This is a genomic window from Steroidobacter cummioxidans (assembly GCF_003104955.1).
Genome location: NZ_LSRW01000093.1, coordinates 35,561 through 53,695 on the forward strand (window position 1 = coordinate 35,561; position 18,135 = coordinate 53,695).

Consider the following 18,135-nt stretch of genomic DNA (forward strand, 5'->3'; position numbering starts at 1 on the left):
TCTTTCGCGTCCGCTGCGTTAATCGCAGGCATTCGTCCGTGCTCCATCCGGGCAACTCGAGAGGGCAACATCATGCGCGCAACGATCATGCATGCAGCCGGCGACGTTCGCATCGAGAACGTTCCCGACGCCACCCTGGCCGAACCGACCGACGCTGTCGTACGTGTTACGCGGGCCTGCATCTGCGGCAGTGACCTGTGGCCGTATCGCGGCATGGAACGATCGGAGCGGGGCCAATCCATGGGGCACGAAGCCATTGGTGTCGTGGAAGACGTTGGCGCCGGTGTGCGGACAGTGAAGCGCGGCGACACGGTCATCATGCCGTTCGCGTGCTCGGATGGCACCTGCCCGTTTTGCAGGGAAGGCTTGTACACGTCGTGCGTCCATGTCGCGTTCTTCGGGAACCGGGGCATGGCTGGTGCGCAGGCCGAAGCCATTCGCATTCCCAACGCCGACGGAACGCTGTTCACCATCTCGCAGCAGATCGAGGATGCGCTCATGCCCTCGGTGTTGACGCTGTCGGATGTGATGGGAACGGGGCATCACGCCGCCGTCGTCGCGAAAGTGGGGCCGGGCAAGGATGTGGCGGTGGTAGGAGACGGTGCCGTGGGTTTGTGTGGCGTCATCGCGGCGAAGCGGCTTGGTGCCGAGCGCATCATCATTCTGGGCCGTCATCCCGACCGGATTGCACTGGCGCGCGAGTTCGGTGCAACTGATGTTGTCAGCGAACGTGGCGACGAGGCAGTCGACCACGTGCGTCAGCTCACTCATGGGCAAGGCGCTCACGGTGTATTGGAATGTGTTGGTAATGGGGATGCGATGGCGACGGCGATCGAGATTACGCGGCCGGGCGGCGCCGTCGGCAGAGTTGGCGTGCCGCAGGATGAGGCGATGCCGGCATCACAGTCGGCGTTCTATCGGAATGTCACGATCGGTGGCGGGCCGGCGCCGGTGCGTGCCTTCATCGAGGAACTGCTGCCAGACATTCTGGAAGGACACATCCAGCCGGGTAAAGTGTTCGACCGGGTCGTGGATCTCGACGGTGTGCCGAACGGCTACCGTGAAATGGACGATCGCAAATCGATCAAGGTGATGATTCGGCCCTGAGTCCGCGGTGCGAGCTCTCATGGAAAAGCGCGTGCCCCATTGTGGAAGGACGCTTTGTCCAATTTCGGTAGGAGCATCTAACACTTTAGGTTACATTCTCGCGGCACGCGGCCGACAGGGAATAAAGTGCGGATGTCTAAAAACTGGTGGTGGGTGGCGCTCGCCTTCGGCCTTACGGCTTGTGGCGGAGGTGGTGGCGGGGGTGGCGGCGGCGGTGGCAATGGTCCGCCAAACGGGTCCACGTTCGTTCCCGAAACGCCGGACGCCCTGCCTGCCATCAATTATCAAGGCGCCGCTGGAGCGGCGGATCTGAACACTGCCAATGCCGGCGCACTTGCCGAAGCCGCGCGCGCCGCGTTTGAAATATCGATGGCGGCTGCCGACGAGATCGTCGGCTTGCCCCTGGGCGCCGGCGAGACGGTCAATAGAACCGAGGCGGGTCCCGGCGGTGGCACGTTGCAACTTACTGGCCGGGGCCGAGCCGATGGCACCGGATGGGTGCTTGCCACTTACACTGGCTATCGCGAGGGCGCCGCTACCGTCAGTGGTCGTCAGCTGCTTGAAACGTTGCAGTTACCCAGCCCCACTAACGGTCAGATCGCGCGGTATCGGATGAGTTTTGCGGACTTCCGGGTGCAAGAGCCCGGCGTCGACATCGCTTACAGCGGCGCCATCACCCGTAGCGATACTGGCGGCACCGTTGACAAGGCGGTTACCGGCTCGTTGCACATCCGGGACAACACGCTGAACGTTTCTTTCTATGCGCAGGACGTCAATCTCACTCGTACGGGAATCAGCGGCGGCGTGTATCTGGCGCTCAGCGGTTCGGCGCGGGCTTACGACTCACGCCATGGCTATCTGGACGTTCAGTCCGAAGCGCCGTGGCATTTCCGTTATGACGAGGAGTATCCCCATCACGGCGGCGCCTTGCGGGGCGTCGGGCTCGCCGGTCGTTATCTACGGCTCGAACCGCTCACCCCGACCAGCGTCGCACTTGAGTTCGTCGGCGCCAACGCCACGCAGCCCAACTACAGCGTGCGCTTGAGCTGGGATGACGATTTCGAGGAACAAACCACGCGCCAGGCGCAAGACGCGCCGCTCGCTGACGGCGGTTCCAGTCTGACCGATCTGCCCGGCACGACGGTGACGCTGGATTCACGTTTCAGCTCGCATCGGCAGAACGCGTTCGTGGCCTCGCAGTGGCAGCTGTTGTTCCGCCCGCCCGGTAGCAACGCCGAGCTGGATGCCGCAGCGGCAACGCAGCCACAAATCACCATGGATCTGCCGGGGCGCTATGTTCTGCAATTGGAAGTCAGCGACGGCGTGCACACCGCTCGCGACGTGATCGCACTGACGGCCGATCCCAATCACAGCACGCTGTTTGCGGCGGTAAAGTCGCAGCTCACCGCCGACGAGGTCAGTAACTCCGACTCGCTCTGGATCGATCTAGGCCGGAGGCAATACACGAGCTTCGACGATCCGGCGCCGCAATTGGTGCTGAGTGGATCCGGGCCTTACGGCAATGCCCCGCAGATCATGCAGACCGGACAATCCGCAACGGCGTCGTTCTCGCGGCCGGGCGTGTATCAGTTCGAATGGAGCGTGGGTGGACCGTCGATGTCCGACAGGCGCATTCGCGACGTGAAGTGGGTCGCGTACGGTACGCAGATGCCATTCGCTCCTGCCGGCGTCGGCTACATCGGCGCGGCTGGCGAGCTTGCGACGGGACTGACCAGCGGCGACCTCAACGGCGACGGCTTCGTGGATCTGGTGTTGACGTCCTCGGCTGCGGACGGTGCCAAGGTCCAGGTGTTTTATAACAACGCCAGCGGCCTGCTCAGCGCTCCGGTCACGATCCCGGTCCAGCAGATGAACACCGCCGCGATTGCCGATGTGACTGCCGATGGCATCCCGGACATCGTGCTACGTCACAGCGACGGCATCGTCGTGATCCCGCAAACCACCGTGGGTGTGTTCGGCACGCCGCAGCTCATCTCCGGCGGTTGCAGTTCGAGCGACTCGCAATTGGCGATCGGGGATTTGAATGGCGACCACCGCCTCGATGTCGTGACGCTCGGCTGTAGCGGCGGGTTGATCTACTTCCTGCAATCCAGCGGCGGGCAATTGCAAGCGGGCACGGCCGTCGCTACCGGCACTTCCGCGCAAGCGCAATTCGCCGTCAGCGATCTGGACGGCGACGGGGTGGCCGACGTGGCGATCAGCGAACGCTCGAACGGCTCCGCGCCGAACGTGTTTGCGCTCTATGGCGTGCAGAATGCATTGCCAGGCGCGCCGGTCGCGTTGCCGTTTCAAGCGACGATGAGCCAGCGCCATGCAGGGCCGATCGGGATTGGCGATGTGAACGGCGACGGCCGCTCCGACATCGTCACGGCGAATGTCCCCATCCTCAGCAGCTCCAATCCGCAGGTGCAGATCTTCCTGCGCCAGGCCAATGGCACCTACGCGGCACCGACCGCGCTGGATGCGGGACAAATTCTGACCAGGCTGCGCGTCGGCGATCTCAACAATGACGGCAGGAGCGACATAGTCATCGGCATCGGCGCGGTTGGCCTCACCGTCGCGTACAACAACGGCAACGGCTCCTTCTCGTCATTCGCTCCGGATCTACGGCCGACTACAGGTGAGTCCGGCCCGGCGTTTCCGGAAACCGTCGCCGATTTCAATGGCGACGGCCGCTTGGACTTCGCATACATCACCGAGCAACGGTATCGAAAGGTGCTCGCAGTCGCGCTTGGCGTCGCACCTTGATGGCAACGTGATGCGCTCATCGACGCTCGCCGTGCTGGTGGCGGCGAGCTCCGGGTGTACTTCGCGTTGGATCAGATCGAGCGCAGCGCCGCGATCAGCGCGTCCGTATGAGTGTCGTCGATGTTCAAGTGGAACACGAAGCGAATCAGTTGCTGCCCCATGCTCAGTGCGCGCACCTGCTGGTGTCCCAGTCGCTGCAGGAACACGTCGGGTTGCAGCGACGCGCTCAGGTTGAAGATGACGATATTGGTTTCGACGGGGAGCACCGACTCCACATAGGGAAGGGTGCGAAGCTCCGCTTCCAGTCGCTTGGCGCGAGCATGGTCCTGCTGAAGTCGGCTCACGTTGTTCTCGAGCGCATACAAGCCGGCTGCCGCAATGTAGCCCGACTGGCGCATACCGCCGCCCATCAGCTTGCGGTAGCGATGGGCTTGGGCGATCAGCTTCTTCGATCCGATGAGCAGGGAGCCTGCCGGCGCGCCGAGCCCCTTGGAAAGGCAGATCGAGATCGTGTCGAACAGGCGCCCGTAGTCGCGCGGCGATTCATTGCGCGCCACCAAGGCGTTGAACAGCCGTGCGCCATCCAGGTGGAGCGCCAGATCGTGTTCGTCACAGACCGCCCGGATGCGCTCGATCTCCTGCAGGTCCCAGCAGCTGCCGCCACCTTTGTTGACGGTATTCTCGATGGACACGACCCGCGTCCAGGGCAAGTGCGCGTCATCGCGATTGTTGATGTTGGCGCGCACGTCGGCTGCCGTGAATCGACCGTTCTGGCCGTGAAGCAGGCGCACCGAGGCACCACAGTTGGCCGCGATCCCGCCGCCTTCATATAGATAGACGTGCGCGAGCGCATGGCAAATGACCTCGTCGCCGGGCCGCAGGTGCACCTTGAGCCCGATCTGGTTGGTCATCGTGCCGGTCGGGCAGAACAGGGCGGCTTCATGGCCGAACAGTTTTGCAGCCGCGCTCTGTAGGGCGTTGACGGTCTCGTCTTCGCCGTAGACGTCGTCACCGACATCGGCTCGTAGCATCGCTTCGAGCATGGCGGGCGTGGGTCGAGTGACCGTGTCGCTGCGTACGTCAATCATCTGTGCGGACATGGGATTTCCGGCGGTGGGCATCGATGGCGGAGGTGGGGAGTGTAGCTGGTTTGGTCTGCGGGGTGCCTCGAGGGCATGATCCTGTTTCCGTCTGGCCGGCCTCGAACGTATATAGGCATGGCCAGCGAGCCAGAAGGTTACGATGCCACCGGACTACGTTCCCGAGCCCACGTTCGTGCCTGAGTCCCCGAGTGACGACGCCGATAGCGCCACTCGGGCGGAACTCGTGCAGCGCCTGTTTCGCGAGCACAACCAAGCGCTCGTCAGCCTGTTGACGCTGCAGTTGAAGTCGGTGCAGGACGCGAAGGAGGTTGCGCAGGAGTCGTACGTGCGGCTGCTGCAGCTGGATCGGCCCGGTGCTGCCAGCCTGCTGCGTGCGTACCTGTTCCGCATCGCTTCGAACCTCGCGGTGGATCGGCTGCGACAACGCAATGTCCGGCACCGCTCGGCCGCTGCGGTCGAGGCCGAGCTGTTCGAGGAGCTGACGGTTCGGGACGACCCCGAGCGTCGCACCGTGGCCGCCGAGGAACTTGGTTTTGTGAATCGGTGTCTGGAAGAATTGACGCCGTCGGCGCAGCGCGCGTTCTACCTGCACCGGGTGCAGGGGATGAGCGTGGCCGAAATCGCGATCGAGCTCAAAGTGACCGAGAGGATGGTCCGGCACCACCTGACTCGCGCGTTGATGTATTGCCAGCTGCGTCTGCGAGGCGCAAGCAGAGAGGAGGCGCTAGAGCGCCTGAAGCGATGACAGGTTCGACCCCCACAAGTGCAGACCTCGACCGGATGGCGGCCGCCGCCGACTGGCTGGTCCGTTTGCTCGACGCGCCTTGCGACGAGGCGCTCGCGGACGCGTGGCTGCAATGGTGCGAGGAGGATCCGAGGAACCTGCAGGAATTTCACTCGGCGCAATTGGTGTGGCACGCAGCCAATCCATCCGCTCCCAAAGTGCCGCTGCCGGAGCCTGCGTCGACCCCGCCGCGAGTGGCGCGCCGAACGAATCGATACGCCGGATTTGCACTTGCGGCTAGCGTGCTGATCGCCGTCGGCATTGGCTCATTCGCATTCCTGCGTAGCGATCGCGATGAGCTGTTGCAGAGTTATGCGACGCCCATCGCTGGCACCGGCAGCAGCGTGCTGCCCGATGGCTCTCGAGTGGAGCTTGGCGCGGACTCGCGCATCACGACGCGCTACACCGCCAGCCAGCGCCTCATCAGCGTGGACGTTGGCGAGGCTTACTTTCTGGTGGCGAAGGATCCCGGCCGACCGTTTCTGGTGGCTGCCGGCGGCATGAAAGTGACCGCTGTCGGTACCGCATTCAATGTCAGGCGCAACAGCGATCGTGTCGTGATCGCAGTCAGCGAGGGCCGCGTGCAGCTCGACAGCGACGATGAGTCCGGCAACGATGCCGCCATCACGTCGCAGAGTGCGCGAACGCCGCTAGTGGCCGGTCAACAGGCCGTTTACAACAGCGGCTCGCGGATGGTCACAATCGCGGAGATCAGCCCGACGGACGTGGCTTCCTGGCGCAACGGTGTGCTCAAGTACATGCACGAGCCACTGGGCAGTGTCGCCGAGGATCTGAGCCGATATCACAACAAACGCATCGTCATCAGCGATGCACGCTTGAGCGCCATGCCTTTCACCGGCACGGTGTTCAGCTCGCGCATCGGCGATGCGCTCAAGGCGCTCGAGAGCGTATTTCCACTCCAGGTTCAGGAGCGAGGCGACGCGATCGAATTGGTTCCGAGTGGCTGAGCGTGCTTATCCGCTTCCATCCGCAGCGTTTCGAAAGTATATATCCCCACTACTACAAGAGCTCCGAGCCACGCTGAGTGGACGGATGTGATGCTGAGTTGGGGGATGAGTGATGGTGCGATTCGGCGCGGACGGGCCCGCACGCTGCGTCATGCGGCTGCGGCTTGGCTTCGTGCTGGTGAGCCTGCTCATTGTCTCCACTGCACAAGCGATCGAGGATGTCGGCTCGCGCGAAGCCGTGTTCCAGATTTCCGCTCAGCCACTCGCCACCGCGTTGATCGAATTCTCGGACCAGGCGCATTTGCAGGTGATCTCCTCCGGTGAGGAAGTGGCCAAGAGCTTTGCGTCTGAAGTGCGCGGCCGCCGTCGTATCGTCGATGCGATCGAGACCCTGCTGAAAGGCACCAGCCTGCGCTACACGGTCGTGAGCCAGGACATCATATCGATTCATCCGAAACTGCCGGTGCGCGCTGCCGAGGCCGGGCCGGCTGCCGAAGCAAAGACTGTCGAGCGTTCGAACTGGATGGACGAGGACGACGTGCTCGAAGCGGTCATCGTCACGGCGACGCGCGTGATTCGCGATGGCTACGAAGCCCCGACGCCGACGGCGGTCGTCAGCAACGAAACGCTGAAAGTATTGGCCGCAAGCAATGTCGCCGACGCGGTCAATTTCGTTCCGGCCCTCGCGGGTAGCGCGACACCACGCTCCGGAAACTCCGGTGTGAGCGGTGGGCAAGCCGGCACGAACACGCTCGACCTGCGCAGCATGGGCGCGAATCGCACGCTCGTGCTGATGGATGGTGTGCGGCTCACACCGACTGCGCTGACCGGTGTCGTCGATATCAATCAACTGCCCGACGGTTTGATCGAGCGCGTCGAGGTGGTGACCGGCGGTGCCTCGGCTGCCTATGGCTCGGATGCGATGACCGGTGTGGTGAATTTCTTGCTCGACAAGGACTTCACGGGCTTCAAGGCGAACGCCATGGTCGGCATGACCGACCGCGGCGATGGGGATAAGTATCAGGTGTCGTTCACCGCTGGCTTGCCGTTTGCGGGCAAGCGCGGCCATCTGTTGTTCAGCAGCGGCTTCAGCGACGCGGACGGCGTGCGCGGCGTCCCACGCTCCTGGTACCGAGGCTGGAAAATAATCAACAACCCGAATTACACGAGCGGCAACGGGCAACCTGAGCTGCTATGGCTGCCGGAGACGGCGATGAACGAATCGGCGCCCGGTGCGTTGGTGACGAGCGGTCCACTGCGTGGCACCGAGTTCACGCAAGGTGGAGCGGTGCGCCAGTTTCAGTACGGGCCCATCGATTCGGCGCCGCTCATGTCGGGCGGCGACTGGCGGATCTCGGATCGATCGCGCTCGCCAGATCTCGAAGCGGCCGTGAAGCGGCAAACTTTCTTTGCGCGCGGCAGTTGGCAGCTCACCGACGATCTGCAAGTGTTCGCGATCGCTTCCTACGCGCATTCCCAGACCGACAACCAGTGTTGCTGGAACTACTATCTCGGCAACATCACCATTCAGCGCGACAACGCATTCCTGCCCGAAACCGTGCGTGAGGAGATGCAGCGCCTCGGGCTCGATACCCTTACCGTGGGCTCTTCCAACGAAGACCTCGGCAACATCCACGGTTATTCGCAACGGGACGTTGCACGTTTCGTCGCGGGCATCAATGGCAAATTGCCAGCGTTTGGTTCGAGCTGGCGCTGGGATGCCTATGCGCAGCGGGGCACGAGCAAGATCTCCAACGATGTCACTTCGACGGTGGTCGCAAGATATCGCGAGGCGATCGATTCGGTGCGCGATGCGAACGGCAGGATCGTCTGCCGCTCCACGCTGACGAATCCAGACAATGGCTGTGTGCCTTACAACGTGCTCGGTTACGGAGTGAACTCGCGGCAGGCCGTGGACTATGTGCTCGGCACCGCGCGGCTCGATCAAACGTTGCAGCAGGACGTGGTAGCGGCCAGCGTGCAGGGCGAACCGTTCGCCACCTGGGCCGGCCCGGTGTCGGTGGCGAGCGGCATCGAGTATCGAAAGGAGTCGGTGGTGTCGCACGCCGATCCGATCGCGCAAGCGAGTGGCTACTTCGTAGGTAACTTCAAAGCGACGCGCGGCTCCTACGACGTGATCGAAGGCTTCCTGGAAAGCGTCGCTCCCATCGTGAACAAGAAGTCTTGGGCGTATGCGCTGGATCTGAACGGCGCCGTTCGCTGGACGGATTACAGTTCTTCGGGCGAGGTGATGACGTGGAAGCTCGGCGCCACGTATTCGCCGGTTCGCAATCTGACGTTTCGAGGCACCCGCTCTCGCGATATCCGCGCGCCGAACTTGAACGATCTGTTCCTCGCGGGCCAGGTCAATACTCAGCAAGTCAGCGATCCGTTTCGCGGCAACGTCACCGCGCTGATCCTTCGGCCCATGGTCGGCAATCCAAATCTGGATCCAGAGGAAGCCGATACCTTGGGCTTCGGCGTCGTGTATCAGCCGACGTTCGTGCCGGGACTGAGCATGTCGATGGACTACTACCGCATCGATGTCGACAAGGCCATCGCCACCATCCAGCAGCAGGCCGTCATCGATAGCTGCTTCGCTGGCAACACTGCACTGTGCTCAGCCATCGTGCGCAACGAGAGCGGGGCGGTCACGCAGATCACGGTGCAACCGGTCAATCTGCTTGCAGAGAGCGCTGAGGGCGTGGACATCGAAGCGAGTTATCGCCGCCCGCTGTGGAGCGGTAATCTCACGTTGCGTGCGCTTGCCACGCATGTCATCGAACGACGCATCGACGATGGCATCACGGTCACCGAGCTTGCTGGAGACAACAGCGGCTCGGCGGCGAACTGGCGCTGGCTTGGCATGGCGAGCTACGACAACGGCGACTATGCCATCAGCCTCATTGGCCACGGGGTCAGCAGCGGCAAGCTGGAGAACGCGTATATCGAATGCACCTCCGCATGTCCGGCGCCGAGCGTCGTGAATCGCACCATCAACAGCAATCACGTACCCGGGGCGACCTATGCGGATCTGTCGCTGACCTATCGACTGCGCAATCGCGGCCTGCGCAACTTCGAGCTGTTCTTCAAGGTCGACAATCTCACCGATCGCGATCCGCCGCCGGCGGGCGGTATCACCGGCGCGAGCTTCGTCGATCCCGGTGTCAATCCGCTTCTTTACGATACCCTCGGGCGCGCCTATCGCGCCGGCGTTCGCCTGCAATGGTGATCGTGGTGTTTCCGAAATCGTTCCCTCGAACGTAGTAAGTGCGAGCCCCCGGTCTTTGACCCCGGGCATGAGCACGAAACTGAAGTGAACGAAACAAGCCTAGCGTCTGCACAGACCCGAAATGCCCCGTCGAGCAACGACTCGAACGGGTGTCTTCGGGCGCGCGGCGTGGCAGGGGGAATCGATGTCCGCTCGTATGGTAAGAGGCTCGGGGTGTCGTTGGCGTAAAGCTGGAAAAGGAAGTTTGCTTGCGTGGTGTGCCGGCTCAGTCGTGCCGTTGGCTGCGCTGGCGCAGGACGTTCCCGCTGGAGCGTCACAGCCGAACTCGCTGCAAGAGGTGGTCGTCACCGGCAGCCGGATCAGTCGCGAGAATTTCGAGGCACCGACGCCGCTGACGGTGATCGGCACGGAACAGATCAATCAAGCCGCGCCGGAGAATCTGGCCGACTTCGTCAACGACATGCCGGCCATGGTGGGCAGCGCCACGCCGCAGACGTCCAATCTTTCTTTCAGCAATGGTCAGGCAGGCATCAACGCGCTGAATCTGCGTGGCCTGGGCACGGTGCGTACCCTGGTACTGCTCGATGGCAAGCGCTCGGTGCCGTCGGCCATCACAGGCATCGTCGATATCAACGATCTGCCGCAGTCGCTGGTTCAGCGCGTGGAAGTGGTGACGGGCGGTGCCTCGGCGGCGTACGGCTCGGACGCCATGACTGGCGTGGTCAACTTCGTTCTCGACAAGGACTTCACGGGATTGAAGAGCGAAGTGTCCGGCGGCCGCACCGATTACGGCGATGACGACAACTGGAAAGTGACGCTCACCGGCGGTCTGCCGTTCGCGGATGGCCGCGGTCATCTGCTGCTCAACGGCGAATACACCCATCGCGATGGCATCTATGGCGTGCCTCGCAGCTGGAACAACGACGGCCGCTACATCATGAACAATCCGGCCTACACGCCGACCAGCGGCTTGCCGGAGCGGCTCGTCGTCAGTGGCGCCAGCCTCACTACTGCGACGCTCGGCGGCATCATCACCAACACGGCGCTCAGAGGCACGACGTTCGGCGAAGGTGGCACGCCACGCCAGTTCCAGTACGGCTCGCTGGTCCGCGATCCGTGGATGCAAGGCGGCGAGTGGGCCTCGAATCAATTCAATCAATACAACACGCTCGATCAGGAGGTCGATCGCACCGGCCTGTTCGCCCGCGTGAACTTTTCGCTCACGGACAACTTCGGGGTGTTCGCTCAGGCCTCACGCAATGAATCGGAAACGCGGTCGTGGCAGCTCAAGCAGTTCAATCTTGCGAATCTGGTGATACGGGCCGGCAACCCATTCATTCCTGCGTCGGTGGCGGCGCAGATGGCCGACCAAGGCATTACTCAGTTCACGTTGGGCACGATGAACAACGACATTCCCACCATCAGCTTTACCGGCCAGCGTGAAGTCACTCGGCTGATGGCGGGCTTCGAGGGTGGTTTCGATTTGTTTGGCAGCACGTGGAACTGGGATGCGTACTACCAGCTCGGCACCACCAACAGCTCCGAGACGGGTTACAACATCAGCTCCAAAGCGCGCTATGCCGCCGCGCTGGACACCGTTGTAAATCCTGCCAACGGCCAGCCGATCTGCCGCAGCACGCTGACCACTCCCAACGACGGTTGTCTGCCTTACAACCCGATGGGCCTCAATGTGAACTCGCCCGAGACGATCGCCTGGCTGATCGGATCGCCGCATCGTGATCAGCGCTTCACTCAGGAAGTCGTTGCCGCCACGGTGCGCGGCGAGCCGTTCAATTCCTGGGCCGGTCCAGTCTCGATTGCCATTGGCATCGAGCGGCGCGACGAGAAGGTGCGCGGCGAGTCGGACTCCACCTCGATGGTCAACGGCTGGTTTGCCGGCAACTATCTGCCGACCTTCGGCAGCTACCATGTGGCCGAGGCGTTTCTCGAAACAGTGGTGCCGCTGGCCAAGGATGTGCCGTTCGCGCAGTCCTTCGATCTGAACGCGGCCGTTCGGCGCACCGATTACAGCACCTCGGGGCTGGTGACGACGTGGAAGGCCGGCGCGGTCTGGCAACCGATCGACGATCTGCGCTTTCGCGTGACCCGTTCGAGAGACATTCGCGCGCCCAACTTGAACGAGTTGTTCGCGGCGGGCACGGCGAATACCAACAGCGTTATCGATCCGTTCAACAACAATCAGAACGCACCCTATCAAGGCCTGGCGGTCGGCAATCCGCTGCTGCAGCCGGAGAAGGCCGATACGCTCGGCATCGGCGTGGTGTTGCAGCCAAGATTCCTCGAAGGCTTCACCGCGTCGGTCGACTACTACGATGTGAAAATCTCGGATGCGATTGGCAACGTCGCTGCGCAAAACATCGTCGACAATTGCTTCGCCGGCATACAGGCGTTCTGTAGCGCCATTACGCGTGGCATCGGCGCGGGTGGGGTATCGCAGATCACGCAAATCCGCTTGTCGCCGTTCAATCTGGTCGAGCTGAAAGCACGGGGCATCGACTACGAGATGAGCTACGCGTTCGGCATCGACCGGTGGTTCAGCAATCTGACCGGCAACCTGCGCTTCAGCTTGCTCGCGACCAATTACCTGGAGAATTATCAGGACAACGGCGTCAATCCACCCGCGGATTCGGTGGGCAGTAACTCGGGATTGAACGGGCTCGGTACCAGCGGTCCGCCGGACTGGGTTTATCGGGCGACGCTGGCGTACAGCGGCGAGCGAATCTCCACCTCGCTGACGGCGCGCGGCTTCAGCTCTGGCACGTACTCGAACACTTATATCGAGTGTACGAGCGGCTGCCCGGTCTCGACCGCGGACAATCCCACCATCAACGACAACTCGCTGGCAGGCGCTTTCTACCTGGATGCGTCCGTCTCTTACAAAATGCGCTGGGCCGCCTCCGACGTCGAGACGTTCCTCAGCGTCGTCAATCTCGCCAACAAAGATCCGGCGATGGTGCCGCAGGGACCTGCGGGCATTTCCTACGCGCAGGCGCCCGTCAACGCGTCGCTCTACGATATATTGGGTCGCGTCTATCGGGTTGGTGTGAGGATGAAGATGTGATGCGCGCGGCTGCAAAATTGTTCTTGGCTGCGGCTTCTGTGCTGCTGGTATCCGCCGCGCCGGTCGCGGCGGATTCGCCAACGCCGCAGATGCCACGCTATGCCGTCGATACCTCTTGGCCGAAGCTGCCGCTGCCCAACAAATGGACGTTTGGTGAGATGGGCGGAATGTTCGTGGACTCGAAGGACCACGTCTGGGTGGTGCAGCGGCCAGGCACCTTGTTTCCCTGGGAAAAGGCGGCGGCACTCGATCCGCCGACGGGGCGCTGCTGTGTGCCTGCGCCCCCGGTCATGGAGTTCGATCCTCAAGGCAATCTAGTGCAAGCGTGGGGCGGGCCAGGCCAGGGCTATGAGTGGCCGACGACCGAGCACGGCATCCTGGTGGATCACAAAGGGAATGTTTGGGTGGGCGGCAGCTCGACCCGGCCAGGTCCGAACGGCGAGCCCGCCGACGGCATGCTGTTGAAATTCACCCGCGACGGGAAGTTTCTGATGCAGATCGGCCATGCCGGCCCGTCGAAGGGCAGCCTGGACAACACGCAGCTCTCCGGTGTGGCGGATATCGCGATCGATCCATCCAGCAATGAAGTGTTCGTCGCCGACGGCTACGGCAATCATCGCATCATCGTGTTCGATGCCGACAGCGGCGCTTTCAAGCGCAAGTGGGGTGCGTATGGCAAGCCACCGACCGACGACAAGGTTGGGCCCTACTATCCATCCGCGCCGCCGGCCTCACAGTTTAGAAACGTGCATTGCGTGAAGGTGTCGCGCGACGGGCTGGTCTACGTCTGCGACCGCGACAACGATCGCATGCAGGTGTTCAAGCGCGATGGCACGTTCGTCGCCGAATATTTCTACGGCAAAGAAACGCGGCCGCCGGGCACGGTGGGGCACATCAGCTTCTCGCCTGATCCGCAGCAAAGCGTGCTCGCGCTCGCGGATCTCGGCAATTTTCAGGTTCGCTTGGTGCGTCGTGCCACCGGCGCCGTGATCGGCACGTTTGGCGACTTCGGCAACTACGCTGGCCAGCTCAATCGCATGCATCAGGCGGCGTTCGATTCGAAGGGCAATATCTTCACCGCTGAAGCCGCCGGCAAGCGCATTCAAAAATGGGTGATCGCAGCGGGGAGCCTGCCGCAATGAGCCGTCGACAGCTCACTCGTGCCGCGCTGGTCTCGCTGTCGTTGGCTTGCGTGCCGCTTGCGAACGTCGCCGCCGAAACGCGTCACTTTGCAATCAGCTGGTTCGCACAAGCCACTTACAGCAACGATCACGATTGCTCGCGCGGCGTGCATCCGGCAGTGGAAGAGGTGTATCTGCGCTATGCCGCCAAGCTCGGCGCGACACCCCAGCAGGTCGCCGAGTGGCGTCGCAAGATCATGAATGGCGACGAAGTCCGCGACCTCGACGAGCTCATCATGAATCGCGGTCGCATCGATGGCAAACCGGTCAATCCCTACACGCATCCGGCCGCTGTCGTCGATCTGAGCCTGCCTGGGTTGGATGGCAAGGACGGTTTCGGTTTTGACCTCGATGGCAAAGGGCCCGATCAGCCGGGCAGCTTTCAAGATCCCGAAACCAAGCAGCGCGGCGTCGATCACAATCTTTACCGCGCGCTTGGTTGCACGCGTGCCTTTCGTGGCTCGCTCGACAGCCGCCCGACCTATTGGGCATGGGCGTGGGGACAGCTGAAGGATTCGCAGCCAGCCTGGCTGATCACTGTCGACGGCGCCGACCTCAGCAAGGACGGTCCCGTCACCATCGCCATCGAGCGCGCTTACGAATATTTACGTTCCAACAGCGATGGCTCGCCGCGCCTCGATATGGCCTATCGCGTCGATCCCGATCTGCGCTCGCGAAACAAGTTCAACGGCGAGCTGCGCAATGGCGTGGTCACGATCACCGAGCACGGCAACTTGCGGTTGTTACAGAACCCGCTGGTGTCGCCCGAGTTCAAGCTGTCGAACCTGCATTTGCGCCTCGAGCTCAAACCCGATCGCACGGCGCGCGGCTTCATGGCCGGATATCAGCCGTGGCGGCCGATCTACTGGGGCATCGCCGGCGTCGGCTTCGGCGGCGAACAGCAGGTGACCGGTGACGTTCCCGGCTTCTATTACCTGTTGAAGCGTTACGCCGATGCCGATCCCGATCCAGTGACGGGTCAAAACGAATCGATCTCGGCGACGTATTACATCGAGGCCGTGCCGGCGTTCGTCAAGCCGGCTGAGGCGCCGGCGCAGCAGGTGTCGCGCCGATGAGTGGAGCAATGACTGGAAAAACTCGGTTGATCGGCGCCGGTGCGGTGGTGGTTGCGGTGGCAGCTACCGCGCTCACATTCTTCATGACAGCTTCGGATGATCACAAGATCAACTCGGGCCCGTCGGTCACGCGCCGGCTGACGGCGGAGCAGTATCGCAACATCGTTCAGGATGTGTTCGGTGGCGATATCGATCTCGGCGGGCGTTTCGAGCCCGACATGCGTGTCGATGGTTTGCTTGCCGTCGGTGCAAGTCGGGTCAGCATCACTGCCGCGGGCATGGAGCAATACGATGCGATGGGGCGAGCGGTCGCCGCGCAAGTCGTCGACCAGAATCATCGTGACATGCTGGTCGCCTGCAAGCCGGCGTCACCCACAGTACCGGATGAGAAGTGCGCCGGTGAGTTTTTGAGCAAAGTGGGTCGCCTGCTGTATCGCCGGCCGCTCACGGACCAGCAGCTGAGCGCATACATGACTGCCGCGTCTGAAGCTACCCGCATCACGGGCGACTTCTATCAAGGCTTGGGATTGAGCCTGGCTGCGATGCTGTCCTCGCCAGCATTCCTGTTCGTGGAGCAGATCGTCGAGCCGGATCCGGAGCACAAGGGCGGGTTTCGACTCGACAGCTACTCGGTCGCCTCTCAGCTCAGCTTCTTTCTATGGAACTCCGCTCCCGATTCGATGCTGCTGTCGGCTGCCGCCGAGGGGGAGTTGCAGACCAAGCGCGGGTTGGAACGTCAGGTCAAACGGATGAAGGCGTCGCCGCGGTTGGAGGAGGGCGTGCGAGCTTTCTTCGTCGATCAGCTGCGCTTCGACGAGTTCGAAGTGCTGGCCAAGGATGCGGCGCTGTTCCCCAAGTTCAGTGCGCAAGCGGCGGCGGACGCGCGTGAGCAAACGATGAGGACGGTGCTCGATGTGGTGCTGACTCGCAACGCGGACTACCGCGAGATCTTTACGACTCGCAAGACCTTCCTCACGCCGGAGTTGGGCAGCATTTATCAAGTGCCCATCTTCAAGGACGGGCCCAACGGCTCGCCCGACGACTGGCAGCCTTACGAATTCGCAGCGGATGATCCGCGTGGCGGCATTCTCACTCAGGTGGCATTCACGGCATTGCATTCGCCGGCCGGCCGCGGCTCGCCGACGCTGCGGGGTAAGGCGGTGCGGGAAATCGCGCTGTGCCAGACAGTTCCGCCGCCGCCGGCAGATGTGAGTTTCAGCGAGTTCGAAGACAGCACGGCGCATGGTGCATCGACTGCGCGAGAACGGTTGGCGGCGCATGCGACCGTGCCGTCGTGTGCGGGCTGTCACAAGATCATCGATCCGATCGGATTTGCACTGGAGAACTTCGACGGTGCGGGTGAATTCCGCAGCGTCGAGAACGGCGCGTCCATCGACCCGAGCGGCGAGCTCGACGGCATCTCCTATGGCGATGCCGGCGGATTGGGGCAAGCCGTTTATAACAATCCAGCTGCCGTTGCCTGCGTGGTAGATCGCCTGTCCGCGCGTGCCCTCGGGCGCCTGCCCATCAAGGACGAGCGGACGTGGCTGAAGACGCTCAAGACGGATTTCGAGAAGAGCGGTCATCGTCTGCCGGCGCTGATGCAGGAGATTGCGCTGAGCGATGCCCTGTATCGCGTCGGTCCGCCCCCGGCGGATCCTGCAAAGAGATTGCCGCCGACCGAAGAGATCGTCACGACCGAGCTACTCAGTGGAGCGTCATCATGAGCAAACCGTTGAATCGCCGCACCGTGCTTCGAGGCATGCTCGGTGGCACCGCCGTTTCGGTCGCGCTGCCGTTTCTGGATTGTTTCCTGAATACCAACGGCACGGCGCTCGCCGCGACTGGCGGTGAGCTGCCCGTCGTGTTCGGGTCGTGGTTCCAGAATCTCGGCTTCAATCCGGGGCGCTGGAAGCCGGCGACCCTGGGGGCGAACTACCAGAACAACGCCGAGATGAAGGTGCTCGATCCGTTCCGGGAGCGCATCAATGTCATCAGCGGCACCAAATATTTCCTCGACGGGCGGCCGCTGGAAACGCATGTCAGCGGCGTACAGATCGCGACGATGGGATCGTTGCCGCTCGGCGTTGATTCTGATCCCAGCCTGGACACGACCATTGCGGACGTGATCGGCAACCGCACTCGCTTCAAGTCCATCGAGATCGCACTCAGCGGCGGTCGGCAGAGCTTGAGTCGTCGCAAGGGCGGTGCGATCAATCCTTCCGAGCCGTCGCCGGCGGCCCTGTACACACGCATCTTCGGACCCGAGTTCAACGATCCGAACAGTGCCGAGTTCACGCCCGATCCGCAGGTGATGGCGCGTCGAAGCGTGCTGTCCGCGATCAGCGAGGAGCGCAAAGGCGTGATGAGCCGGGTCGGTGCGGCCGATCGCGCTCGTCTCGACGAATACTTCACATCGCTGCGCCAGATCGAGCAACAGCTCGACATGGAACTGCAGAAGCCCGCGCCGATGGCCGCTTGCCGCATTCCGGACAAAATCGAGCAGGCGGATCCCGGGCGCAATGTCGCCGCCGTGGAACGAAACAACAAGCTGTTCGCCGGACTGCTGGCGCATGCCATCGCGTGCGGTCAGACGCGAGTGTTCAATATGAACTTCGGCACACAGGGGTTGCGTACGCCCGGCGGTGTGCGCGACTGGCATAGTTTGACGCACGAGGAGCCCATCGATCCGAAACTCGGTTACCAGAAGGACGTGACCTGGTTCATCGATTTTGCGACGCGCACGTTCGCCGAGTTCCTCACCACCTTGGATCGTTACAAGGAGGGCCCGGGCTCGGTGCTCGATCTGTCTCTTATACACATCTGACGCTGC

Annotated in this window: 11 protein-coding genes; 10 read left to right on the forward strand and 1 reads right to left on the reverse strand. The window is 62.6% G+C overall.

Translation table 11 applies throughout. The annotated features are described in order from the left end of the window. Window positions 1-72 precede the first annotated feature (72 nt). On the forward strand, window positions 73-1,107 hold the full coding sequence (locus D0550_RS31110; protein ID WP_116813079.1) for a zinc-dependent alcohol dehydrogenase family protein: 1,035 nt from the start codon (window positions 73-75) through the stop codon (window positions 1,105-1,107). Between the two features lie 132 nt (window positions 1,108-1,239). Further along, a complete protein-coding gene (locus D0550_RS31115; protein ID WP_116813080.1) occupies window positions 1,240-3,876 on the forward strand; it encodes an FG-GAP repeat domain-containing protein in 2,637 nt (878 codons plus the stop codon). A 71-nt stretch (window positions 3,877-3,947) separates the two neighbouring features. On the opposite strand, the gene D0550_RS31120 is transcribed toward D0550_RS31115, so the two are convergent. Continuing rightward, window positions 3,948-4,976, reverse strand: coding sequence for a threonine aldolase family protein (locus tag D0550_RS31120; protein ID WP_206606650.1), 1,029 nt, complete (start codon window positions 4,974-4,976; stop codon window positions 3,948-3,950). Between the two features lie 142 nt (window positions 4,977-5,118). On the opposite strand from D0550_RS31120, the gene D0550_RS31125 reads away from it, so the two are divergent. The 8 genes from D0550_RS31125 (at window position 5,119) to D0550_RS31160 (ending at window position 18,129) form a co-directional block, all read left to right on the forward strand. After that, complete coding sequence (locus tag D0550_RS31125; protein ID WP_116813081.1) at window positions 5,119-5,724, forward strand: RNA polymerase sigma factor; 606 nt, start codon at window positions 5,119-5,121, stop codon at window positions 5,722-5,724. Further along, complete coding sequence (locus D0550_RS31130; protein ID WP_116813082.1) at window positions 5,721-6,731, forward strand: FecR family protein; 1,011 nt, start codon at window positions 5,721-5,723, stop codon at window positions 6,729-6,731. Before D0550_RS31125 ends, D0550_RS31130 begins: the two co-directional genes overlap by 4 nt. A gap of 151 nt (window positions 6,732-6,882) precedes the next feature. Then, window positions 6,883-9,963 carry a TonB-dependent receptor plug domain-containing protein gene (locus tag D0550_RS31135; RefSeq protein ID WP_161966168.1) on the forward strand — a complete coding sequence of 1,027 codons (3,081 nt, stop codon included), beginning with the start codon at window positions 6,883-6,885 and terminating at the stop codon, window positions 9,961-9,963. A 244-nt stretch (window positions 9,964-10,207) separates the two neighbouring features. Then, window positions 10,208-13,045, forward strand: coding sequence for a TonB-dependent receptor plug domain-containing protein (locus D0550_RS31140; protein ID WP_161966169.1), 2,838 nt, complete (start codon window positions 10,208-10,210; stop codon window positions 13,043-13,045). Next, window positions 13,045-14,187, forward strand: a complete 1,143-nt coding sequence (locus D0550_RS31145; protein WP_116813085.1) for an NHL repeat-containing protein — start codon at window positions 13,045-13,047, stop codon at window positions 14,185-14,187. The genes D0550_RS31140 and D0550_RS31145 overlap by 1 nt, the downstream gene beginning before the upstream one ends. Continuing rightward, complete coding sequence (locus tag D0550_RS31150; protein WP_116813086.1) at window positions 14,184-15,302, forward strand: hypothetical protein; 1,119 nt, start codon at window positions 14,184-14,186, stop codon at window positions 15,300-15,302. Before D0550_RS31145 ends, D0550_RS31150 begins: the two co-directional genes overlap by 4 nt. Before the next feature lie 8 nt (window positions 15,303-15,310). Then, window positions 15,311-17,029 carry a DUF1592 domain-containing protein gene (locus tag D0550_RS31155; protein WP_161966170.1) on the forward strand — a complete coding sequence of 573 codons (1,719 nt, stop codon included), beginning with the start codon at window positions 15,311-15,313 and terminating at the stop codon, window positions 17,027-17,029. Next, the gene (locus D0550_RS31160; RefSeq protein ID WP_116813088.1) at window positions 17,026-18,129 is read left to right on the forward strand and encodes a DUF1552 domain-containing protein; all 1,104 of its coding nucleotides are present in this window, start codon (window positions 17,026-17,028) and stop codon (window positions 18,127-18,129) included. The genes D0550_RS31155 and D0550_RS31160 overlap by 4 nt, the downstream gene beginning before the upstream one ends. Window positions 18,130-18,135: the final 6 nt, after the last annotated feature.